Origin of the sequence: Streptomyces poonensis, from assembly GCF_014650915.1 — a bacterium.
GTDB classification, from domain to species: Bacteria; Actinomycetota; Actinomycetes; order Streptomycetales; family Streptomycetaceae; genus Streptomyces; species Streptomyces poonensis.
The window spans coordinates 155,341-177,728 of the sequence record NZ_BMVW01000005.1; the positions used below are offsets into that span (position 1 = coordinate 155,341).

General features: G+C 69.0%; 22 protein-coding genes and 1 pseudogene. 12 read left to right on the forward strand and 11 right to left on the reverse strand.

From position 1 onward, the window contains the following. Positions 1 to 103 precede the first annotated feature (103 nt). Positions 104 to 304, reverse strand: a complete 201-nt coding sequence (locus tag IE242_RS15590; protein WP_189859525.1) for a dehydrogenase — start codon at positions 302 to 304, stop codon at positions 104 to 106. A 38-nt stretch (positions 305 to 342) separates the two neighbouring features. On the opposite strand from IE242_RS15590, the gene IE242_RS15595 reads away from it, so the two are divergent. Next, positions 343 to 1,068: a hypothetical protein gene (locus tag IE242_RS15595; protein ID WP_189859527.1), complete on the forward strand. Its 726-nt coding sequence runs from the start codon at positions 343 to 345 to the stop codon at positions 1,066 to 1,068. Between the two features lie 975 nt (positions 1,069 to 2,043). Continuing rightward, complete coding sequence (locus IE242_RS15600; protein ID WP_189859528.1) at positions 2,044 to 3,135, forward strand: toll/interleukin-1 receptor domain-containing protein; 1,092 nt, start codon at positions 2,044 to 2,046, stop codon at positions 3,133 to 3,135. 510 nt (positions 3,136 to 3,645) lie between these two features. On the opposite strand, the gene IE242_RS15605 is transcribed toward IE242_RS15600, so the two are convergent. Next, positions 3,646 to 4,167, reverse strand: coding sequence for a hypothetical protein (locus IE242_RS15605; protein WP_229858956.1), 522 nt, complete (start codon positions 4,165 to 4,167; stop codon positions 3,646 to 3,648). Between the two features lie 169 nt (positions 4,168 to 4,336). Between IE242_RS15605 and IE242_RS15610 the strand changes: the two genes are divergently transcribed. The 4 genes from IE242_RS15610 to IE242_RS15625 all read left to right on the forward strand — a co-directional run bounded on the left by IE242_RS15610 (position 4,337) and on the right by IE242_RS15625 (position 6,900). Next, the gene (locus tag IE242_RS15610; RefSeq protein ID WP_229859002.1) at positions 4,337 to 5,428 is read left to right on the forward strand and encodes a helix-turn-helix domain-containing protein; all 1,092 of its coding nucleotides are present in this window, start codon (positions 4,337 to 4,339) and stop codon (positions 5,426 to 5,428) included. 13 nt (positions 5,429 to 5,441) lie between these two features. Further along, positions 5,442 to 6,023 carry an HD domain-containing protein gene (locus IE242_RS15615; protein WP_189859532.1) on the forward strand — a complete coding sequence of 194 codons (582 nt, stop codon included), beginning with the start codon at positions 5,442 to 5,444 and terminating at the stop codon, positions 6,021 to 6,023. Positions 6,024 to 6,247: 224 nt separating this feature from the next. Beyond that, entirely contained in the window at positions 6,248 to 6,502 is a 255-nt protein-coding gene (locus tag IE242_RS15620) for a type II toxin-antitoxin system CcdA family antitoxin (protein ID WP_189859534.1), read from the forward strand. After that, complete coding sequence (locus IE242_RS15625) at positions 6,499 to 6,900, forward strand: DNA-binding protein (protein ID WP_189859536.1); 402 nt, start codon at positions 6,499 to 6,501, stop codon at positions 6,898 to 6,900. Before IE242_RS15620 ends, IE242_RS15625 begins: the two co-directional genes overlap by 4 nt. A gap of 69 nt (positions 6,901 to 6,969) precedes the next feature. Here IE242_RS15625 and IE242_RS39195 read toward each other — a convergent pair. Then, positions 6,970 to 7,056 (reverse strand): annotated as a pseudogene (locus IE242_RS39195) (glutamine synthetase); the annotation flags it as partial. 240 nt (positions 7,057 to 7,296) lie between these two features. On the opposite strand from IE242_RS39195, the gene IE242_RS15630 reads away from it, so the two are divergent. Continuing rightward, positions 7,297 to 7,743: a VOC family protein gene (locus IE242_RS15630; protein ID WP_189859538.1), complete on the forward strand. Its 447-nt coding sequence runs from the start codon at positions 7,297 to 7,299 to the stop codon at positions 7,741 to 7,743. 101 nt (positions 7,744 to 7,844) lie between these two features. On the opposite strand, the gene glnA2 is transcribed toward IE242_RS15630, so the two are convergent. Beyond that, entirely contained in the window at positions 7,845 to 9,206 is a 1,362-nt protein-coding gene (gene glnA2 / locus IE242_RS15635) for a gamma-glutamylpolyamine synthetase GlnA2 (RefSeq protein WP_189859540.1), read from the reverse strand. 319 nt (positions 9,207 to 9,525) lie between these two features. Here glnA2 and IE242_RS15640 point away from each other — a divergent pair, with 319 nt between their 5' ends. Next, positions 9,526 to 10,719, forward strand: coding sequence for a globin domain-containing protein (locus IE242_RS15640; protein WP_189859542.1), 1,194 nt, complete (start codon positions 9,526 to 9,528; stop codon positions 10,717 to 10,719). A gap of 41 nt (positions 10,720 to 10,760) precedes the next feature. Here the strand turns inward: IE242_RS15640 and IE242_RS15645 are convergent, their stop codons facing one another. After that, complete coding sequence (locus IE242_RS15645; protein WP_189859544.1) at positions 10,761 to 11,210, reverse strand: RrF2 family transcriptional regulator; 450 nt, start codon at positions 11,208 to 11,210, stop codon at positions 10,761 to 10,763. Between the two features lie 220 nt (positions 11,211 to 11,430). On the opposite strand from IE242_RS15645, the gene IE242_RS15650 reads away from it, so the two are divergent. The 4 genes from IE242_RS15650 to IE242_RS15665 all read left to right on the forward strand — a co-directional run bounded on the left by IE242_RS15650 (position 11,431) and on the right by IE242_RS15665 (position 15,533). Further along, on the forward strand, positions 11,431 to 12,084 hold the full coding sequence (locus IE242_RS15650) for a thioredoxin-like domain-containing protein (RefSeq protein ID WP_189859545.1): 654 nt from the start codon (positions 11,431 to 11,433) through the stop codon (positions 12,082 to 12,084). Between the two features lie 71 nt (positions 12,085 to 12,155). Continuing rightward, entirely contained in the window at positions 12,156 to 12,782 is a 627-nt protein-coding gene (locus IE242_RS15655; RefSeq protein WP_189859956.1) for a DUF305 domain-containing protein, read from the forward strand. A 161-nt stretch (positions 12,783 to 12,943) separates the two neighbouring features. After that, positions 12,944 to 14,698: an NAD+ synthase gene (locus IE242_RS15660; protein ID WP_189859547.1), complete on the forward strand. Its 1,755-nt coding sequence runs from the start codon at positions 12,944 to 12,946 to the stop codon at positions 14,696 to 14,698. A 229-nt stretch (positions 14,699 to 14,927) separates the two neighbouring features. Then, positions 14,928 to 15,533: a GAF and ANTAR domain-containing protein gene (locus IE242_RS15665; RefSeq protein WP_189859549.1), complete on the forward strand. Its 606-nt coding sequence runs from the start codon at positions 14,928 to 14,930 to the stop codon at positions 15,531 to 15,533. A 105-nt stretch (positions 15,534 to 15,638) separates the two neighbouring features. Here IE242_RS15665 and IE242_RS15670 read toward each other — a convergent pair whose 3' ends face one another. The 6 genes from IE242_RS15670 to IE242_RS15695 form a co-directional block, all read right to left on the reverse strand. Further along, entirely contained in the window at positions 15,639 to 16,388 is a 750-nt protein-coding gene (locus IE242_RS15670; protein WP_189859551.1) for a GAF and ANTAR domain-containing protein, read from the reverse strand. Continuing rightward, on the reverse strand, positions 16,385 to 17,119 hold the full coding sequence (locus tag IE242_RS15675) for a GAF and ANTAR domain-containing protein (protein WP_189859553.1): 735 nt from the start codon (positions 17,117 to 17,119) through the stop codon (positions 16,385 to 16,387). Before IE242_RS15675 ends, IE242_RS15670 begins: the two co-directional genes overlap by 4 nt. Before the next feature lie 180 nt (positions 17,120 to 17,299). After that, positions 17,300 to 18,529: an MFS transporter gene (locus IE242_RS15680; RefSeq protein WP_189859555.1), complete on the reverse strand. Its 1,230-nt coding sequence runs from the start codon at positions 18,527 to 18,529 to the stop codon at positions 17,300 to 17,302. 133 nt (positions 18,530 to 18,662) lie between these two features. Next, a complete protein-coding gene (locus tag IE242_RS15685) occupies positions 18,663 to 19,703 on the reverse strand; it encodes an endonuclease/exonuclease/phosphatase family protein (protein ID WP_189859557.1) in 1,041 nt (346 codons plus the stop codon). Between the two features lie 272 nt (positions 19,704 to 19,975). Continuing rightward, entirely contained in the window at positions 19,976 to 20,605 is a 630-nt protein-coding gene (locus IE242_RS15690; protein WP_229858957.1) for a TetR/AcrR family transcriptional regulator, read from the reverse strand. A gap of 99 nt (positions 20,606 to 20,704) precedes the next feature. Beyond that, a complete protein-coding gene (locus tag IE242_RS15695; protein ID WP_189859559.1) occupies positions 20,705 to 22,291 on the reverse strand; it encodes an MFS transporter in 1,587 nt (528 codons plus the stop codon). Between the last annotated feature and the right edge of the window lie 97 nt (positions 22,292 to 22,388).

The window sequence follows — 22,388 nt, forward strand, 5'->3', positions numbered from 1 at the left end:
TCGATCTTCCATCGGCCCGGTCGGGGCTCGCCTCGTGAACCGGTGCCATACAGGGCTGCTGTGTGCTGCCGCCGTCCGGGGTCGTTGATGTCAGTGTTGGATGTCAGCGGAACAGCTCGGGCATCGGGCAAGCCTCCAGCGGCTCCTCCGGCCGGTCGGCCCAGCGCCACCAGGCATGCTGACCAGTGCACCTCAACAGTGTCCGGCAGATCCGCTGGCCATCGTCCTCCCGCTTGACGAGGACGAAGCCGCCGGACTTCAGGGACTGGCTGCACTCGGGACAGGCCGGTGCGTTGTCGGTCATGCGGCGCACCATAACGGAGCGACCGCTTAAATGCTCAGGTGGCGAACTGGACGCAGATGCACGACTGTCGCGGGGATGTCGATCGCGTCCCCGCGCTTCTGGAACGGGTGGAGCTCGGGGACAACGCCGATGCATGGGAGGAACTGGGATACCGGCTGGCCCTCGAACACGACCTCGTCTTCCCCGCCGGCTTTGCCGCCCTGCCGCGCCTGGTGCGTCTTGCGTCGAGGAGCGCACGGGCGCGTGGACTGGCTGGGACGATCCTGCGACGCGCGGCAGGACACCACGGCTGCGACGATCTGCTAGCGGACTGCGCCGACGCGATCGCGGAGTTTCGCGAGCTGCTCGACCGGCACCTGCAATCGCGGCCGGCCGACTACCTCGCGACCTTCCTCGATCTGCTCGCGGCCAAGGAGGAGTATCACTGGAGTGCCGTCCTGGGGGACTTCACGGATGACTTCTACCACCTGGCCTGCCCGCACTGCGCCGTGGAAGTGACGATCGCCATCGGGAACCACGGGCGCTATTCAGCGGTCCGCGACTGGCACCTGGGTGACGTGGACCGTCGCGGCCTGCTGCCGGCGTCCTCCGAGAAACTCTCCAGCATTGGCCGGTGGATGCACGAGACTGCCGTCCGCGATGGGCACGAGGCACTCGCCGACGGAGTCGCTCACCTCTTCGGCAGGGCCGAATGCCCACAGTGTGCCAGCGTGTTCAACATCGCGGACGAGTACACATCCGCCAACCGCCCCGTCCTGCTGTAGGCCACGGTGTACGGAAGTAAGCGGAAGGGGCTTGCGAGCGGAGCCACAGCCGGACTGCGGTGACGGTGTTAGTGGGTGCTGTGGAGCCACCGCAGAAGTCGGCACTCTGGTGGTCAGCACTGACGTAAGGCGAGTAAGCGAGCACTCACCGCTTTAGGAGAGAGGCTGGGTGATCTGGCGGTTGAGCAGCGGCTTCGTCGGCCGAGGGAGCGGGCGGGTACTCGACTGCGGGGCACCGGCGTTGACCGTGACTGACTCCTGCATCTGGCACGATTGTGGCACGAACCGCAGCCGACGACAGTCAGCCACGAGGATGGGTGCGCCGACCGATCAGGCGCGCGTGTGCCTCGCTGTGCCCCCACCGGCCTCAGCCACGCTGCCGATGGCGTCGACCGAGCAAGCCCCGACGGCCGACACGTGATTACAGTGCCAGTGCCTCAGCTTGGGAAACTAGGGTGATCTAGGACTTACCGCGGGGCTGACCTGCCGCAAACGGGTGTCGGCGCGTCGTAGCGACCCTGTTCCACGGTGATCTCGTGAATTCCGCCCTACCCGGCACGCGTCGTACGACATCGTTCCGAACTATCGACTGGAAGGTCACTGCGTCCCGGGACGGGGTGTGAGGTCGGGGATCTCCAGGAGCTGCTGCCGGTCGGCTGCGGTTGCGCTACTTAGCTGCCGTACGGCAATCACCGGGCGGACGTCAGGCGAGGCGTCGGCGCTCTCGAAGATACCGCTCTAGGAGTTCGGCCCGGGGGTGATCCACAGGCCATATACGGCAGACGGGTACCGCAGTGCGCTGGGGCCGTTGTTATCCGTGGTGGTGATGATGCCCTCCATCAACGTCAAATGCAGCGAGGTAGATCGCTCCTGGGCGCCTACCTGGGACATGAGTCGAGAGTTCATTCCGGGGTTGCGGCCGAGGCTGCTTAGAGAGAGCATGGAGGAAGCGGGCGATAATTCTAGGGGGATAACGTGGGGTCGGTCAAGCCGAAAGCTCATGGCGAACCTTTGCAGGGGTTGCAAGTCTTCATAAGTTATGCGCATGTAGATCGGGACGCCGTGCTTCGCATGGCAGGTTTTCTTAATCGGCTCGGCTTGGAGACCTGGCTGGACAGCAAGGATATCGCTGCTGGCGATTATATTGTAGAAGAAGTTGCTAGAGGGATTGAACAGGTTGATCTCTATGTAGTGTTTCTTTCTCGTGCCTCGCTGGCTTCGTCGTGGGTTCGGCATGAACTGAATACAGCGTTGACGCTCGAACTGCGGGGCAAAAAGCCTAAGGTTATCCCGGTCCTTCTGGAGAAGGTGGATCTGCCAGGGTCTCTGGTCAGCCGACTGTACGTTGATGCATCTAGGTCCCTGGAGGATGGCTTCGAGTCTTTGCGCCGTCTCGTTGTGGGACATGGAGAGGAACCTTCCCCTGGACCTGCTGCCGAGCGGCAGATGTGGATATCTAGCGCCCGCTTCTCACTCTATGCGGATACCGTAAAGACTTACGGCGGACTTTCCGCGGATCACACGCAAGACGAAGTCCGTGAAGAGGCTGTGCGACTTCTGACTGAACTTCGCAAGAAAGCCAATGGGATTCTCTTGAACTTCATCCCCGTTTCCGCGATTGATTTCTCTAATCCCGCATTCTCGTTCCCAAATGGCGAAATAACAGAGCGAATAGACGATTTGGGGGGTGAGCTTGTTGGGACGATCGGGAATCGCGCAGTTCTGGATGTCGACATAGTGAATCCGGATCCGAGTCTTTTGACTAAACTCGCCTCCGCAGCCCTGAAAGATTTGGGCGTTCTAAGTGTTGGGTATCAATTCTCCATAACGCCACCCGTGAACGAGTTGCCGCGGATGGTCTTGGAGAAGTTGCGCGATGATTATTCTATCCTCTCATGGGATCCGGATTCTGGGGCGGAAGTTGCACTTCCGGATGACATGAGGATAATTGTTAGTGCGTCACCCGGAAGTATCGGTATTCGGCTGGAGACTAAGTATCCATTCCAGCTTGAGCAAAGGGCGAATAGATTTTCCATCAATCAGTTCATGGAGTGGCTGCTCCCGTAGATTACGAGGCGTAATGGTCGGCGGAGCGGATAAGGTGGAGCTGCTTGGTTCGAGTGATCATGGTCCGGTAGGCTGGCAGCGCGTCGGGCGGTCTGTCCATGTGCCCGATAAGCGCGACGTTGGTGCCAAGATCTTCAAGGTTTGCGTCAAAGTGGCTGCCTATGGCCGTGGAGCTGACCGCCCCAGCCACGACGTGCCCTTCTCTGACGCTAGGCGGCTGCTTGCTGTGTACGCGGCTCGGGCCCCGGCCGGGCTGGAGCGGGGCGGAGACTGGAGCGCAGGCCCGGCCGGGGGCCGGGCCGCGCGTGGCGAGCGTCAGCGAGCCGCCTTGAACCAGTAGAAAAGCTTGTAACTCAATGCCTGTCTGAGTGGTGTGTCTTGTCTCGGTTGTTGCTTGACGCTGTGGCCTCACTTGATGCTTGACACCGCTGGCCTCGGCCTGGCTGTGCGGGTCGTGAATGACGCATCCCCGGTCACACGCCCCTTGCGGTGCCAGCGCAGTGGGGTAATTCAGGGACCTACTGTGCTGTCCGTCGTCGTCCGACGGTGCCGGGCTTCGGTGACCAGTTGCATGACGGCGTCCGGGCTGCCCAGCGCGCCGGGGCCGTTCATCGGGACGGGCCAGTACGAGCGCCGTTCATATGGCGCTGTGTACTGGGGATGCGGCACGCCGAGGTAGCAGCGCGGACCGAGAATCCTCACGTCCGGCAGGGCTCGAGCTGCCAGTGGCGATCGACTTGCGGCACTCGCCGGAACGAGGGCGTAGTAGAGCTGGGAGGTGGTGTCGGCGATGACCGGGCCGCCCCGCAGGAAGTCCGTGAGGTATGCGTCGATCGCGTCCGGGTCCGTGGTACCGACGGCAGCCTGCACCAATCGGGCCGAGAGGCGAATCGTGGTGAAGACACCACCGCATCGCAAGAGCGTGATGCCGCTGTTCGCCCATTCGTTTCGTGCCAGGGCGATGTCATCGGCTGCTGAGAGGAGCCAGTGGCTGACCGCCAGTTCTCGTTCGGCTCGGGTGTGCACCAGCACGCGGAGTGTCGGAATGGACCGCATCAGTGACGGCCTCCCTACTAGGCTCGGCCAGGGTGCATACGACGGTAGGGATCCGTGATCCAGCCTTGAAGTGACCGCGAGTACAGGTGGTTTGCTGCCAACCCCTGGGAACGGAGTTCCAGTGCGGCCGAGCTCTCGACAAACCCTGACCGGTGGTCGGGGAACGCAATCTCGCCCCCGCGCGGGTCTGATCTCGGGGTACGTTTTCAGGGTCATACGGGAACAGCAGGGCCTCACCCAGGAGGATGTGGCCGAGCGGCTGCAGGTGTCACCGGACACGATCGCGGGTTGGGAGAGCGGTCGACGGCCGCTCACCGCGGTACCCGTCGGGCAGATGCTCGTGCACCGTCACCGGCTGATGCGGCTGGGTATTCCACCGGCTCTGCTCAAGGCTCTGGAACGGGCCCTGGAAGCGGATGTCCTCCTTGCGAGCGCGCTCGATGAGCACGTACCCGTCGACGAGAGCCCGCTCGGCACCATGGTGATGCAGCGAGACCTCGTCGAGCTCCTCGCCTGGCCGCTCAACGGCGTACCGCCGCAGCCCGTCCGCGACCTCCCCGCGCCCCCGCGCTCGCGCCGGGGTCCCGCGCCCGCCGGACCCGAGCTGACCGCTGCCGACCGCGTCCGGTTCTTCGGCCGGCTGCGGCGGATCGCCGATGAGTCCCGCGGGGACGGGCGCTTCCTGCTCCGCCGCCAGGCCCTCTACCTCTCCGGATACGACAACGCGGCCGACACCGCCCAATGGCTGGCACAACAGCAGAGCACTGAGCGGTCGGGGGACTGGCTCACCCACTGGCTCAACTCACGCTCCGTGGCGGCCGTCGCCGCTCGCCGGGGCGACCGCGACCGCATGGGCCACTTCATCGACAGGGCCCTCACCGACGACGACGCAGGGGAGGCCGCGAACCTCAACTACTGGGCCTACTGGGTCGGCGAGACACCGCACCTCGAACTCTCCGACGACTTCATCGCCGCACCCACGCCCGGCCCTTGGCCCGGACACAAACTGCTCGCCCATCTCGCCCAGGGCCTCACGCCGCATCACGGGTATGCCGATCTCAACATCCACACCGTGTGGGCTCTCCTCCAAATCCGCTCCCACCTGCTGCGTTCCGGAGCCGCTGGCCGGGTCCTGCGCGATCGGATTCCGGTGATGTTGGATAGCCAGGAGGTCTCCCCGCGCGGGCGGCGGGAGCTCGACAGCATCCGATACGCGATCCGCCTCACCGAGGCGTGAGAGGAGTCCGACGGTGGCAGAAGATCTGGACGCAGTGGCGAGGTTTTTGTACGAGGCGGGCACGCTGAAGCACACCAGCCGCAGCGGTTGGTGGATGGCCGGCGTAAGGGACCCCGAGTCGGTCGCCGAACACTCCTGGCGCACCGCCCTGATCGCGACGATCATCGCGAAGCTGGAGGGCGCCGACCCGTCCCGCGCCGCGTTCCTCGCCGTGTGGCACGACTCCCAGGAGACCCGCACCGGCGACGTGAACTACCTCGGCAAGAAGTACTCCACCGAGGCCGACCCGCAGGCGGTCACCGCCGACCAGGTTGCGGGTATGCCGGAGGTTCTGGCCTCGGCGGTGCGTGATCTCGTCGCGGAGTACGAGGCGAAGGAATCCGCCGAGGCGATCTGTGCCCGGGACGCCGACAAACTGGAGTGCCTTATCCAGGGCGTCGAGTACAAGGCCCAGGGCTACGAGAACGCCCAGCGGTGGATCGACAACAGCCGCGGCCGGCTCGTCACCAAGACCGCAAACGAACTCGCCGACGCGGTCCTGGAGACCGGATCCCTCGACTGGCTGCGCATGGCCCTCGGCGAGAAGCAGAACTGATGTCAGCCGACGGCTGTCCACCACAGACCGACTCGGCGTATCACAGGGATTGTTGTGTCATTTTGACGAGAAGTCGAGTGAAGGTACTACTCCGGCGCCGCGGAGGCGCCCGGCACACCGTCGTCCACCGGCACTCAGGGCGTCCACCGGCTTCGGCGGGCGAAAAGCCCGTGCGCCGACGCGCCTCGGGCCCACCAAGGCGCATACCCCAGTATGCTCGCCACATGTCCGCTACGACCCGCATCACTGTCACGCTGCCCACCGAGCAGGTGGCCGAGCTCAGGAAGCTGACGGACAACGTCTCCGGCTACGTGGCCGAGGCCGTGGCCCGCCAGATCAGGCACCAGTTGCTCAGCGACGACCTGCGGCGCCACCAGGAGGAGCACGGCGCCTTCACGGACGAGGAGCTGGCGGAAGCCCGCGCCAGGATTCTCGACCCCGCCGGCCCCGGCCTCTCCGGTCGCCCGGACGTTGTGTGAGCACGCACTTCGAGACAGTCGTCCTGGACTCACAGGGACTGTCGGCCTGGGTCGCCCAGGACCGCAAGCTCCTGGCGATGCTCCAGGTCTTCCACGACATGGGAGCCGACTTCGTCATCGGCGCCAACACCATCGTGGAAGTCAGCCATGCGCGGGTGAATCTGCCGCGTCTCAACTGGACGCTCTCACGGGTCAAGGTCGAACCGGTCACCCAGCAGACGGCCAAGGCGGCGGCCGAGTTGCTCAAGACGGCGGGACTGCACGGCCACAAGTACGCCATCGACGCCACCGTGGCGGAAATGGCCATGCGCCAGCCGGGCCCGGTGGCCCTGCTGACGTCCGACATCGATGACATGAGCAGGTTGTGCGGGGATCACGTACGGCTCATCGGCCTGTAGTGACCCTCGGCATGAGGGCCGACGGTCATCAACCGTCGGCCCCGTCGCCGATCATGGGGTAACCCACCCCTACAGCACCGGCAGGTTCTTCCGCAGCTCGAACGCGGACATTTCGGATCGGTACTCCTCCCCCTCCCGCCGCTTGTTGCGCAGGAAGTGTTGTGGGCCCGAGAACACCGCATCCCATCGGCGTCTCTGCAGCACTGACAGCCATCCAGGCAGTTGTAACCGGATCCGCCGGACCCGTCGGATCAAGACCGTACGGCCCGAACCCAACCGCAGAGTCGGGAGGAGAAGCCGGCGGCACCGGACAGACCGTCGTCCTGGTGGTGGCGCTCCGGGGGCTTCATCGGCTTGGGTGGGCGGGACCGGCTCGCCTGATGCGGAGGAGCAGACATGCAGTACACACTCGAAGTGATCCCGTTGCCCGTCAGCGACATCGACCGGTCCCGCGACTTCTACCGGGACAAGGTCGGCTTCCACGTCGACATCGACCAGGAGGTCCTCTCGGGCATGCGCCTCGTCCAGCTGACGCCCCCGGGCTCCGGCTGCTCGGTCCTCCTAGCCCAGGACGCCTTCTGGGACGCGGCGCTGCAGGGCCCGAAGCCGCAGCCCGGCTCCTACCGGGGCCTCCAGCTGTGCGTGTCCGACATCAAGGCGGCGCGTGCCGAACTGCTCGACCGGGGTCTGGAGGTGTCGGAGCCGGTGGAGTACGCACCCACCGACGGCGCCACGTTCATGTACTTCACGGACCCGGACGGCAACGGGTGGGCGATCCAGGAGTACCGGCAGCGTGCGGAGAAGCCGCTGCACAAGCTGCTGACCGAGCTCGCGGAGCGCTAGCGGCGGGCCTCCGGCAGGAACACTGGCCCCCCCGGGAGACCCCGGCGGGGCCGGACGCCTGCGGGCGCGCCCGCGGGAGTGGCCCCGCGGGCGGCGTACGCCTACAGCACCGGCAGATTCTTCCGCAGCTCGAACGCCGTCACCTCGGACCGGTACTCCTCCCACTCCTGCCGCTTGTTCCGCAGGAAGAAGTCGAAGACGTGCTCGCCGAGGGTCTCGGCCACCAGGTCGCTGCGCTCCATCAGCGTCAGGGACTCGCCCAGGTTCTGCGGGAGCGGTTCGATGCCCATCGCGCGGCGTTCGGCGTCCGAGAGGGCCCAGACGTCGTCCTCGGCGCCCGGCGGGAGCTCGTACCCTTCCTCGATGCCCTTCAGGCCTGCGGCGAGGAGCACCGCGTAGGCCAGATACGGGTTCGCGCCGGAATCGAGCGAGCGGACCTCCACCCTCGCCGAGCCCGTCTTGCCCGGCTTGTACATCGGCACGCGGACCAGGGCGGAGCGGTTGTTGTGGCCCCAGCAGATGTACGAGGGGGCCTCGCCGCCGGCGCCCGCGGTGCGCTCGGAGCCGCCCCAGATGCGCTTGTAGGAGTTGACCCACTGGTTCGTCACCGCGGAGATCTCCGCCGCGTGCTTCAGCAGGCCCGCGATGAAGGAGCGGCCGACCTTGGAGAGCTGGTACTCGGCGCCCGACTCGTAGAACGCGTTTCGGTCACCTTCGAAGAGCGAGAGGTGGGTGTGCATGCCGCTGCCCGGGTACTCCGAGAACGGCTTCGGCATGAAGGTCGCCTGGACGCCCTGCTCCAGCGCCACCTGCTTCATGATCAGGCGGAACGTCATGACGTTGTCGGCGGTGGACAGCGCGTCGGCGTAGCGCAGGTCGATCTCCTGCTGGCCGGGGGCGCCCTCGTGGTGGGAGAACTCCACCGAGATGCCCATCGACTCCAGCATGGTGATCGCCGTGCGACGGAAGTCCATGCCGATGTTCTGCGGGGTGTGATCGAAGTAGCCGGAGTTGTCGGCGGGGGTGGGCACCGAGCCGTCCACCGGCTTGTCCTTGAGGAGGAAGAACTCGATCTCCGGGTGGGTGTAGAAGGTGAAGCCCAGGTCCGACGCCTTGGCGAGCGCTCGCTTCAGGACATAGCGCGGGTCCGCGAAGGACGGGGAGCCGTCGGGCATCAGGATGTCGCAGAACATACGGGCGGTACCCGGGGCCTCCGCGCGCCACGGCAGGACCTGGAACGTCGACGGGTCCGGCTTGGCGATCATGTCGGACTCGTAGACGCGGGCGAAACCCTCGATCGCGGAGCCGTCGAAGCCGATACCCTCATCGAAAGCCTGTTCAAGCTCGGCCGGTGCCACGGCCACCGACTTGAGGAAGCCCAGCACGTCCGTGAACCACAGGCGTACGAACCGGATGTCGCGCTCCTCGAGCGTGCGGAGCACGAACTCCTGCTGCTTGTCCATCTCTAGCTTCCACCCATCCTTGCTGGTCAGGCCCACTGCCCCGGATCACGGGAGAGGTCCGGCACCTGAGCATCCCACCACAACACCATTTCATGCGCGTTGCGCACCTTGATCGGCTGAGCGACCGCCGCTCGAACGCCCCGCGTACGACAGGTGTACGGCTCCGGTGTCCATCTTGCCCGCTCGCTCCCGGCTCTGTAATGGACGGTCCGCGGCGGCTCCCCTCACTTCCGATTTACGACGGTTTAATTTGCATCTGAGATGCAAGTTTCAATACCGTGTGAAGAAATCGCGGAGCAGTCGAGTCCGAGGAGTCCTCATGCTGTCCGAACAGTCCGCAGCCACTGTGCGCGCCACCCTTCCCGCCGTCGGGGGCGCCATCGGCGAGATCACCGAGCTCTTCTACAGCAGACTGTTCGACGCCCACCCGGACCTGCTGCGTGACCTGTTCAACCGAGGCAACCAGGCCGCCGGCACCCAGCGCCAGGCCCTCGCCGGCTCCATCGCCGCCTTCGCCACGTACCTCGTCGAGCACCCGGACGACCGGCCCGACGTGATGCTCGGCCGCATCGCCCACAAACACGCCTCCCTGGGTGTCGCCCCCGAGCAGTACGACGTGGTGTACGAGCACCTCTTCGCCGCCATCGCCGAGGTCCTCGGCGACGCCGTCACCCCGGAGGTCGCCGCCGCCTGGACGGACGTCTACTGGCTGATGGCGAACGCGCTGATCGCGATCGAGCGGCGGCTGTACGAGGAGAGCGGCAGCCAGGGCGTGGGCCGCGAGTGGGAGGTCGTCGGCCGCGTCGAGGACACGTCCGACGTGGTCGTCCTCGAACTCCGCCCGGCCGACGGCGAGCCCGCCCCCGCCCACCGCGCGGGACAGTACGTCTCCGTCCAGGTCACGCTCCCGGACGGGGCCCGGCAGATCCGCCAGTACAGCCTCGCCGGCGCGCCCGGCTCGGAGATCCGCCGGATCGCCGTGAAGCGGATCCACGGGGGCGACGGGCCTGACGGTGAGGTCTCGAACCACATCCACGCGCGCGTGCGGGTCGGCGACCGGCTGCACCTGTCCGCCCCGTACGGCGACCTCGTCCTGGACCAGGACGCCGGGGCGCCGCTGCTGCTCGCCTCCGCCGGTATCGGCATCACCCCGATGATCGCCATGCTGGAGCAGCTGGTGGCGAGCGGCCACGAGGCCCCGGTCACCGTCGTGCACGGCGACCGCTCCGCCGCCGAGCACGCCCTGCGCGCCGACCACGAGGCGTTCGCGGCCAAGCTCCCGGACGTCTCCGTGCACTTCTGGTACGAGCAGCCGGAAGCGGGCCACCCGGCCGACCGTACGGGTCTGGTCGACCTGTCCGGGCTGGACGTTCCCGCGGGCACGCGCGCGTACCTGTGCGGTCCGCTGCCCTTCATGCGCGCGGTGCGCTCCCAGCTGATCGACAAGGGTGTGGCACCGGCCGACATCCACTACGAGGTGTTCGGTCCGGACCTCTGGCTCGCCCAGGGCTGAACCGTCCGGACCATCCGGACCAAGCAGACCAACCGGACCGCCTAGACCGGCGGCGTCCGGGAGATGTCCAGCAGCAGCGAACCGGTCGGCCCGGCCACCATGTCCGCCACCGTCAACGGGTCCAGCGAGGCGAAGAACGCCTCCTGGGCCCGTCGCAGTGCGCCGCGCAGCCGGCACCCGGAGCTCAGCGGGCAGCCCGTCGGTCCCGTTCCCTCGCAGTCGACCACGTCACCCTCCCCCTCGAAGGCGCGCACGATCCGGCCGACCGACGCCGCACGGCCCTCCTCGGTGAGCGCGAGACCGCCGCCCCGGCCGCGCCGGGCGGCGACCAGGCCCATGTGCTGGAGTTCGGCCACGACCTTGGCGGTGTGCGTGTATGGGACGTGCATGTCCGCCGCGACCTCACGGGTCGTCGGGGTGGACCCGCCGTCCGCGACGGCGAGCCGCATCAGGACGCGCAGGGCGAGGTCGGTGGAGCGCAGCAGCCGCATGCTCCCTACCGTAGGTAATCCGCATCTGCGGTTCAAAATATCCGCGCGGCACTTGCCCGCCACCTGTCCGGTACTCGCCCGGAGTGTGTCCGGTACTCGCCCGGCGCCTGTCCGGCGCTCGTCCCCGCCGGGCCATTCCTGCGGCCACCCTGCAAATCAGGCCTCAGTTGACATTACGATCAGCTGACCCGACCGTCCCAGCCTCCCCGAAGGACTCAGCATGGGTTCCGCCAAGAAGAACTCCTCGACGCGCCAGGCGCGCATAGCGGAGATGCGCCGCGCCGAGCAGGCCCGTGAGCGCCGCAACCGCCTCCTCACGATCGGCACGAGCGTCGTCATAGTCGCCGGTCTCGTCGTCGGCGGGACCTTCCTGATCCGTTCCCAGTCGGACGACGGCGGCAAGGCGGACGCCTCCAAGGGCAAGTTCGTCACCGGCTCCGACGGCGTGAAGACGTGGGACGGCGAGCTGACCCAGAACCACGTCCAGAACACGGTGGACTACCTGATGAACCCCCCTGTCGGCGGCGACCACAATGCCGTCTGGCAGAACTGCAACGGCGACGTCTACACCGACGAGCTCAAGAACGAGCACGCCGTGCACTCCCTCGAGCACGGCTCGGTCTGGGTGACGTACAACGACAAGGCGCCCGAGGCCGACGTCAAGGCGCTCACCGAGCGGGTGAAGAAGACCCCGTACAGCCTGATGAGCCCGGTCGAGGACCAGAAGGACCCGATCATGCTGTCCGCGTGGGGCCACCAGCGCACGGTGAAGAGCGCGACCGACCCGGACGTCGACAAGTTCTTCGAGAAGTACCTCCAGGGCGAGCAGACCCCCGAGCCGGGCGCCCCCTGCACCGGCGGTGTCTCCAAGTGACCGCGGTCGGTGACGGCGGACCGGCACGGTGAACACGATGAAGCGGTGGGCATGATGAAGCGGTGGGCACGATGAAGCGGGGCGTCGGCTGGATCGCCGCCGGGGCCGCGGCGGTGCTCGTCGCGGCCGGTGCGGTCACATACGCGGTCGCCGCCGGCGACGATCCCTCCATCGAGGCACCTGCCAAGGACTCCGCGGACGCGGGCTTCGCCCGGGACATGTCGATCCACCACCAGCAGGCCGTCGAGATGTCGTACATCGTCCGCGACCGCACGGACGATGAGGATGTGCGGCGGCTCGCGTACGACATCGCGCAGACGCAGGCCAACCAGCGCGGCATGATGCTGGGCTGGCTCGACCTGTGGAGTCTGCCGAAGGCGTCGGCGGACCCGCCCATGACCTGGATGGGCATGGGCGACATGCCGGCGGGCGAGGACGGCGCCCTGATGCCCGGCATGGCGACCGACGCCGAGATGGAGAAGCTCGGCAGGCTGAACGGGAAGCAGGCGGAGATCTTCTACCTCCAGCTGATGACCGCCCACCACAAGGGCGGCATCCACATGGCCGAGGGCTGTGAGTCCAAGTGCACGGTCGGCGCGGCGAAGCGGCTCGCGGGGACCATGGTGCAGGGGCAGGAGTCGGAGATCCAGCTGATGGCGGACATGCTGGAGGAGCGGGGCGCGACGGCACGTCCGTAGGGGCGCCCGCACGCCACGCTTCCGAGCAGGGGGCGCCCGCGCGCTTCGAGCAGGGCGCCCGCACGCTTCGAGTGGAGCACCACAGCGCGAGGCGCACCGGGCGCGCCCGCCGTGGTGCGCCCCACGCCCCATTGCGTCGCTCTGACGATTAGACTGGGTGTGTGCCTCAACTACGCCTCGCCCTGAATCAGATCGACTCGACCGTCGGCGATCTCGCCGGGAACGGGGAGGCGATCGTCCGCTGGACCCGGCACTCCGCCGAGCAGGGAGCCCACCTGGTGGCGTTCCCGGAGATGGCGCTGACCGGGTATCCCGTCGAGGACCTGGCCCTGCGCTCGTCCTTCGTGGAGGCCTCCCGCGCGGCCCTGACGGCCCTGGCGGCGCGCCTCGCCGACGAGGGCTTCGGGGAGCTGCCGGTGATCGTCGGCTACCTCGACTGCTCCGAGACCGCCCAGCCCAAGTACGGGCAGCCCGCGGGCGCCCCGCAGAACGCCGCCGCGGTGCTGCACCGTGGCCGGGTGGCGCTGAAGTTCGCCAAGCATCACCTGCCGAACTACGGCGTGTTCGACGAGTTCCGTTACTTCGTCCCCGGCGACACCATGCCGGTGGTCCGCGTCCACGGCGTCGACGTCGCCCTCGCCATCTGCGAGGACCTCTGGCAGGACGGCGGCCGGGTGCCGGCCGCCCGCTCCGCCCGCGCCGGACTGCTGCTGTCCGTCAACGCCTCGCCGTACGAGCGCGACAAGGACGACACCCGCCTGGAGCTGGTCCGCAAGCGGGCCCAGGAGGCGGGCTGCACCACCGCCTACCTCGCCATGATCGGCGGGCAGGACGAGCTGGTCTTCGACGGGGACTCGATCGTCGTCGACAAGGACGGCGAAGTGGTGGCGCGGGCGCCGCAGTTCTCGGAGGGCTGCGTGGTCCTGGACCTGGACCTGCCCGCCGCCCTGGCCGACGCGCCCACCGGGACCGTCGACGACGGACTGCGCATCGACCGCCTGGTGATCTCCGAGGAGCCGCTGCCCGCGTACGAGCCGGAGCTGACCGGCGGGTACGCGGAGCGGCTCGACGACGACGAGGAGGTCTACTCGGCGCTGGTCGTGGGCCTGCGGGCGTACGCGGCGAAGAACGGCTTCAAGTCCGTCCTCGTCGGCCTGTCCGGCGGCATCGACTCGGCGCTGGTCGCGTCGATCGCCTGCGACGCGCTGGGCGCGCAGAACGTGTACGGCGTCTCGATGCCGTCGAAGTACTCCTCCGAGCACTCCAAGGACGACGCGGCGGAGCTGGCCCGGCGGACGGGGCTCAACTACCGCACCGTAGCGATCGAGCCGATGTTCGACGCGTACATGGGGTCGCTCGGCCTGACCGGTCTCGCCGAGGAGAACCTGCAGGCCCGGCTGCGCGGCACCCTGCTCATGGCGATCTCCAACCAGGAGGGGCACATCGTGCTCGCGCCGGGCAACAAGTCCGAGCTGGCGGTCGGGTACTCGACGCTGTACGGCGACGCGGTGGGCGCGTACGGGCCGATCAAGGACGTGTACAAGACGTCGGTCTTCCGGCTGGCGGAGTGGCGCAACCGGGCGGCCGCCGAGCGCGGCCAGACCCCGCCGATCCCCGAGAACTCCATCTCCAAGCCGCCGAGCGCCGAGCTGCGCCCGGGCCAGGTGGACACGGACTCGCTGCCGGACTACCCGGTCCTGGACGCGATCCTGGAGCTGTACGTGGACCGGGACAAGGGCGCCGACGAGATCGTCGCGGCCGGGTTCGACCGGGCGCTGGTCACGAAGACGCTGCAGATGGTGGACCGGGCCGAGTACAAGCGCCGGCAGTACCCGCCGGGCACCAAGATCTCGGTGAAGGGCTTCGGCAAGGACCGGCGCCTGCCGATCACCAACCGGTGGCGCGAACACGCGTGATCGCGCGGAGCCCGGTGCCCGCTCCCGGTCCCCCGGGCGCCTGCACCGGGCTTCGGCCGTGCCGTGCGGTTTGGCGGCGGCTTCGGCGGACATACGCATGGTTGGATGTGCCCTCCGGCAACGGCGGGCACCTGACCGCGGGATCGCTATGGCTGACGTGTCGTCCGCAGCGGAGACAGTGCTTCAGGCAGCCGCCGCCGTCGGTGGGGGTTCGGGGTTGCCCGAGCGGGTGGCGGAAGCACTGTGTGTGGGGCTGCCGGTGGACGCGGTGTCCATGTCGCTCCTGACGCATACGCCGGACAGGCAGTTGCTGCACGCGACCAACGCGGATGCCATGCGTCTGGAAGAGCTCCAGTTCGAACTGCAGGAAGGACCCTGCCTGACGGCCTCGGCGTCCGGCCGGCCGGTCGCCGTCGAGGATCTGCACGGGACCGTGACCCGATGGCCCCTGTTCGGAAGTGTGGCGCGAGAGCGGCTGCCGACGGTGGGATCGATCTACGCGTTCCCGTTGCTGGAGGGCGAGGTCTCCTTCGGATCGGCCAACCTGCTGCGGTACGCGGCGGGACCGCTGGGCAGGAGGACGGAGGCCGCCGCCCGGCTCGCGGTGCGCGCCGTGGCGCTGGTGCTGCTCACCGGGAGGCCCACCCCGGTGGGGCAGTCCGGCTCCCTGGCGGAGACCCACTGGCAGCGGACCCATCAGGCCGCGGGCGTCCTGGCCCAGCAGCTGGGCATCGGGGTGGACGAGGCGCTCGCACGGCTGCGCGCGGAGGCGTTCGGGGCCGGGCGGCCGCTGCCCGAGTTGGCGGAGGACATACTGACCCGTTATCTCCGCTGACGCGGTGCCGGCCGGCCGCGCCCGGTGCGTCCCCCGCTCCGTACCGCCCGTCCGACGCCGGTGACGCCGCCTTCCGGATCCGGCGGTACGGAGCGGGAGGCACCGTCAGCGTTTCCGTTGCGTGCGTGCGCGTATCTCTTCCGTGTCGATGTCGCCGTCGATGATCCGCCGGGACACCTCGTCGAGGCGGGCGTGTTGGTTGCGGGCGTAGGAGCGCATGAGCTGGAACGCCTCGTCCACCCGCAGCTGCCAGCGTTCGGCGAGGATGCCCTTGGCCTGCTCGATGATGATCCGGCTGGTCAGCGCGTTCTGCAGCTGAGCGCGCTCGACGTTGCGGTGCTCGATGGTGCGGTGCTGCAGGATGGCGATGGTGGCCACGTCCGCGAGGGTCTGGCCCAGCCTGGTGGCGCGCTCGCTCAGGTCCTGCGGGGCGGTGTCGAGCATGCACAGCGTGCCGATGGCCCGCCGGCGCAGCCGCAACGGCAGCACATGGGCCCGTACGAAGCCCATCTGCCGGGCCCGCGTGCCGAACGCCGTGACCTCACCGTCCTCCTCGCCGGAGACCAGCCGGACGTTCAGCAGCGGTTCCCCGGAACGGTAGCTGCTCGGGCCCGGGCCGTGCCTGGTCTGCGCGTCGAACAGAGCCAGCATCCGCTCGCCCTCGTCCGAGGCTGCCAGCAGGTGCAGGTCGTCGTGCGGATCCGCCAGCGAAATGCCGACCGCGGCCACGTCGAGGAACTCGACGCTGCGGACACACAGTCGGTGCAGGACGTCGATCAGGTCGAAGTCCTCGACGAGCGTGTCGACCGTGTCGAGGAAAGCGCGCAATGCTCCCTCCTGCTGCACCCCGGTCATGATGTTCCCTTCCCGCCAGACCGATCCGGCTTCCATCCGATGTCCCGAAAATGAATCCGCCTCGCGACCACGTCGCCCGCGACATCCAGTACCGGCTTGCCGTGCCGGTAGGCGTGGGCCCGCAGCAACAGCATGGCCTGCGGCAGGGAGACGCCCGCCTGCACGCTGATCATGCCCGTGGCCTGGTGCACCGACGCCCGGTAGAGCACGGAAGGGTCCTCCGACGTCGCCATGCCTTCCTGTCCGAGAGCGTTGTCCAGCACCATGGAGACCAACGCACCCGCGAGAATCAGTGCGTCGTCCATCGCCGTGTCGCTCAGCGGGCCCGGTGAGCGACGGTGCAGTGTCAGTACGCCCAGGCAGACCCCACCGACCAGGAGCGGGAAACAGAAGACCGCCCTGATCCGGAACCTGCGCAACTCCGGCAGCAGTTGCGGCCACCGGTCCGCGTCCACCCGGCCCACGTCCGGTTCCAGCACATGGCTGCCCGAGGCGAGCGTATCGAGGCTGGGTCCCTGGCCGAGGGTGAACTGGAGATCCTCCAGGCGCAGGCTCAGCCCCGGAGTCGCCCACACCGGCTCGCTGGGCTCGCCGTCCGGCAGCAGGGAGACGGCGACCCCGCCGACGCCCAGGACCTCGGCGCAGAACACCGGATCGCCGCCGATGAGAGCGGCGCCGCCACGGGGGCGCAGTCCGTCGAGCACCGCAGCCATCCCCGCGCTGGTGCTCACCGCACTCACCTGCTTCCACGCCCTGGCCTCGCCGTGGCCGCCCCGCCACGGAGGTTCCGTTCCGGCAGCCTATCCCGGTCCGGCGGCGGTCAAGCGGGCTGCGCGACGGGCGTTTTCAGGCATCTGTCCGGGTGCTGTACACCCGTCCACATGCCCGCGAAGGCGACCGGAACCCGTCCCTCAGCGCAGGCCCTTCTGAGCCGTCTCCTTCTCGGGCACGTGCGTGGCGATCAGACGGCCCCCGCCGGCCCGTACCGCCTCGCCCCGGCGTACGTCCACCGCGTACGCCGCCGCCGCGACGCCGAGACCCAGTACGGCGAGTGCCGCGCCGGCGACGGCCGGGGAGGTGACGCCGAAGCCGGCGGCGAGCACGAGGCCGCCGATCCAGGCGCCGCCCGCGTTGGCGAGGTTGAAGGCGGCCTGGTTGGCGGAGGAGGCCAGGGAGGGGGCGGCGGACGCCTTCTCCATGACCATCAGCTGGAGCGGGGAACCGGTGAGGAAGGCCGCCGCGCCGAGCAGGACCACCGCGAGCGCGGCCGTCACCCCGTTCCGCATCAGCAGCGGGAACAGCGCCAGCACCACCGCGAGGGAGACGAGCCCGCCGAACAGGGTGCCCCGCAGCGCGCGGTCCGCGAGCCGCCCGCCCAGCAGGTTGCCCGCGGTCGAGCCGACGCCGAACAGGGCCAGCAGCACCGTGACGCTCGTCTCCGCGAACCCGGCGGCGTCGGTCAGCATGGGCGTGATGTAGCTGTACGCGGCGAAGAGGGCGCCGAAGCCCGCGATGGTCGTGCCGAGGGCGAGCCAGACGGGCAGGGAGCGCAGGGCGGCCAGTTCGCCGCGGAGGCCGCCCGAGGGCGCGTGGGCGTGGTCGCGCGGGATCAGCAGGGCGAGGGAGGCGATGGCGGCCAGCCCGATGGCGCTCACCCCGAGGAACGTGGCGCGCCAGCCGAGGTGCTGGCCCATCAGCGTGGCCGCGGGCACGCCCACGATGTTGGCGACCGTCAGGCCGAGGAACATCAGCGAGACGGAGCGGGCCCTGCGCTCGGGCGCGACCAGGCCGGTGGCGACGACGGCGCCGACACCGAAGAAGGCGCCGTGCGGCAGTCCGCTCAGCAGCCGGGCGGCCAGCAGCCAGTGGTCGTCGGGGGCGAACGCCGAGAGCGCGTTGCCGACCACGAACAGCACCATGAGGGCGATCAGCACCGTGCGGCGGGACATCCGGGCCGTCACGGCGGCGAGCAGCGGGGCGCCGATCACGACGCCGAGCGCGTACGCCGAGACCAGGTGCCCGGCGGACGGGATGGAGATGCCCAGGTCGTCGGCGACGTCGGGCAGCAGCCCCATCATGACGAACTCGGTCGTGCCGATGCCGAAGGCACCCACGGCGAGGGCGAGCAGGGCCAGGGGCATGGGAACAGGCCTTTCAGGAGCAGGGTCCTACATCGTAAGTTCACGTGCGGAACAAACCCTGCCCGACGGACTATTCCAGCGGGTTGCGTGCCGGTTGCGATCAGATGTGAGCAGGCGCGTACGGCGGTGCCGCTCAGGATCCGTCGAGCTGGACCCGCGCCGCCACCGGCAGGTGGTCGCTGCCCGTCTCCGGCAGGGTCCAGGAGGCGACCGGCTCCACGCCCCTGACCATGATCTGGTCGATGCGGGCCATCGGGAAGGACGCCGGCCAGCTGAAGCCCATGCCGTCGCCCGCCGCGCCCTGGGTGGACCGCATCTGCGCGGTGACGGCGTTGAGGGCACGGTCGTTCATGGTGCCGTTGAGGTCGCCGAGCAGGACCACCCGCTCGATCGGCTCGTCCGCGATGGCCTCGCCGAGGGCGTCGGCGCTCTTGTCGCGCTGCCGCGCGGTGAACCCGGCCTCCAGCTTCACCCGCACCGAGGGCAGATGGGCGACGTACACGGCGACCTGCCCCTCGGGCGTCGTCACCGTCGAGCGCATGGCGCGCTTCCAGCCCAGCTCGATGTCGACGGCCTCGGTGCCGCTCAGCGGGTACTTGCTCCACAGCCCGACGGTGCCGACCACCTCGTGGTGCTGGTACGTCGACGCGAGCGCCTTCTCGTACACCGGCACCGCCGCCTCCGTCAGCTCCTCCAGCGCCAGCACGTCCGCGCCGGACGCGGCCACGGCACGGGCCGTGCCGGAGGGGTCGGCGTTGTCCGCGTTGACGTTGTGGGTGGCGACGGTGAGGTCGCCGCCGGTGCCGGCCTTGCCGGTGAGCAGCCCGCCGAACAGGTTCAGCCAGACGGCCGCGGGCAGCACCACGGCGATCAGCGCGGTCGCGGACCTCCGCAGCAGCGCGAGGAGCAGCAGCGGCGGGACGAAGACGCCCAGCCAGGGCAGGAACGTCTCGGTGAGGCTGCCGAGGTTGCCGTACCGGTTGGGGATCCGCGCGTGCAGCAGCATCACCAGCGCGAGGATCACCGCGCACACCGCGACCAGGATGCCGCGGCGCCAGGTCCGGGGGTCGCGCCGCCAGCCGTCCAGCAGACTCAGCAGGCGCCGGACCCGGGAGCCCTCGCGGCCCGTGCTCGTGCCGCCGCTGTCCGTCTCCGTCACGTACGCCTGCGCCATACCTGTCGCCTCACAACCTGCCGTGCACCTCGTCCCCTGCGCCTAGACCCTAGGGGATGATCGCCGTCGTTCCCGCCGCCCCGTGCGGCCGTACTCGCACGAGGACGAGCAACCCGGCGCCGGGAGTTCCGCATCGGCGGGAGCGGCGGGCACCTTGTGACGAAACGCGAACATCGTGAGGGCACCCGGTGACCGGACGGTGACGCCGCCCCGGCACATGCGCACAGGACGTCCACGGCACCGTGGGCGGGGCCGCGGGGAGGGGCGGGACGCTACCGGCCGGGCGGCCGCAGTCCCTCCAGGACCGTGTCGACGATGCGTTCGGACAGCCCCTCGTCGAGCGCGGCGTCGGGGCGCATGAGGGTACGGACCAGCATGGGGCCCACGAAGAGGTCGCCGAGCAGCTCGATGTCGACGTCGGCGCGGAGCTCGCCGTTCGCCACGCCCCTGCGCAGGACGTCGAAGGTGGTACGGCGCCGGGGCTCGATCACCATGGTGTGGTACGCGGCCCAGATCCGCGGGCTGCTCTTCATCTGGGCGTGGACGTTGTGCAGGATCGCCGAGGAACGGCTCATCAGACCGCGCCGGCGGAGCGACTCCAGCAGCACGACGAGGTCGTCGCGCACGGAGGTGCCGGGCAGCTCCGGGTCCGGGGGCTCGGCGGCGCGCAGGACGTCGACGAAGAGCTCCTCCTTGCCGCTCCAGCGACGGTAGATGGCGGCCTTGCCGACGCCCGCGGTACGCGCCACCCGTTCGATGGACAGCTCCGCGAGCGGTACGCCGTCCTCGAGGAGTTTCATCACGCCCTCGATGATGGAGCGCTCCACGGCCTCGCTGCGCGGGCGCCCCCGGGCGGGACCCCCGGTTCCCTCTGCCCTGACTCGGCTGCCGGCGGGGCTCACGTTCGACTCCGTCCCTCTCGTCGCGCTGCCTCGATTCTGCCTCGTCGCCGCCGGCGCCCGGGCACCGGGCCCGGCCCCGTACGACGGTCCGCAGCCGGCCTAGCGGTCCGCCGCGGCCGGCTCGCTCTCCTCCCGTCCCCCGGGCCGCTCCGGGTCCTTCCCTGGCAGGAACAGCGCCACCACCACCGCGCCCAGCAGGGCCACGCCCGCCCCGCACAGCGCGGTGATGTGCATCGCGTGCAGGAAGGCGTCGTGGGCCGGGCCGACCAGGTCCTCGCCCCGGGCGCCGAGCCGCGCGGCGAAGGCGAGCGTGGCCTCGATGGACTCGCCCGCCTCGTGCCGGGCGGCGGGCGGCAGGTCGTCCTCGATGCCCGAACGGTACGCCGCCGACAGCACCGAGCCGAGGACCGCGATGCCGAGGGCGCCGCCGACCTGGCGGAAGGTGTTGCTGAGCGCGGACGCCGAGCCGGCCTTCTCGCGCGGCAGGGCCTGCATGACGACGACGCTCACCGGGGTCATGATGTGCGCCATCCCGGTGCCCATGAAGAAGAAGACGAGCTCCAGGATCCAGATCGGCGTGTCCGCGTCCAGCGCGGTGAACGCGGCCAGGCACACCGCGACGGTCAGCAGCCCGGCCGTGCAGACCGCTCTGGTGCCGAACCGGTTCACGACCAGCCGGGCCCGCGGCGCGAAGACCAGCTGCGCCAGGGCCAGCGGGAGCAGCAGCAGACCGGTCTCGAGGGGTTCGTAGCCACGCACGCTCTGGGTGTAGAAGACGGAGAAGAAGGTCACGCCCATGAGCGCGAAGAAGACCAGCGCGATGGCGCAGACGGCGGCCGAGAAGACCTTGTTCCGGAAGTACGCGATGTCGATGGACGGATGGTCGCTGCGCTTCTCGTACAGGACGAACAGGGCGAGCACCACGATTCCGCCCACGATCGGCAGGAGCACGTCCACACGGGTGAAGTCGCCGTACTGGCCGCCCTCGATGATGCCGTACACCAGCAGGACGAGCCCGATGACGGACAGCAGGACGCCGAAGGGGTCGATGCGCCCGGGGGCCGGATCGCGGGAGTCCGGCACCAGCCACAGCATCAGGGCCAGCGCGACGACGACGATCGGCACGTTCACCAGGAAGACCGAGCCCCACCAGAAGTGTTCGAGGAGGACACCGCCGGTGATCGGCCCGATGGCGATGGCGAGGCCGACGCCGCCCGCCCAGATGCCGATGGCCTTCGGCTGCTCGTCCCGCTCGAACACGTTCATCAGGACGGCGAGCGTGGCCGGCATCACGAAGGCGGCGCCGAGACCCATCACCGCGCGGAACGCGATCAGCTCGCCCGGTGTGCCCGACCCGGCGGCCAGCGCGGACCCGATGCCGAACACCACGAGCCCGGCCATCAGCACCCGCTTGCGCCCGAGCCGGTCGCCGAGGAGCCCGGCGGTGAACAGCAGTCCGGCGAAGACGAGCGTGTAGGAGTTGATCGCCCACTCCAGCTCGCTCTGCGTGGCGCCGAGACCGGTCGGCGCCGGGGTGGCGATGGTCTTGATGGCGACGTTCAGGATCGAGTTGTCGAGCACCACGATGAGCAGGCTCAGCATCAGCACACCGAGGATCGCCCAGCGGCGCCGGTGCACCGCTTCGGGGACGCGCCGTCCGGCGGCGGGGGCAGCGGAAGTCGTCATGGGACCACGGTAGGCGATTTTCGATACGACACCGTCTCGTATCGGAATCCTTTGCGGGCTCTTCGGCTCCTTGGAGCCCCCTTTGACGTGACCCATC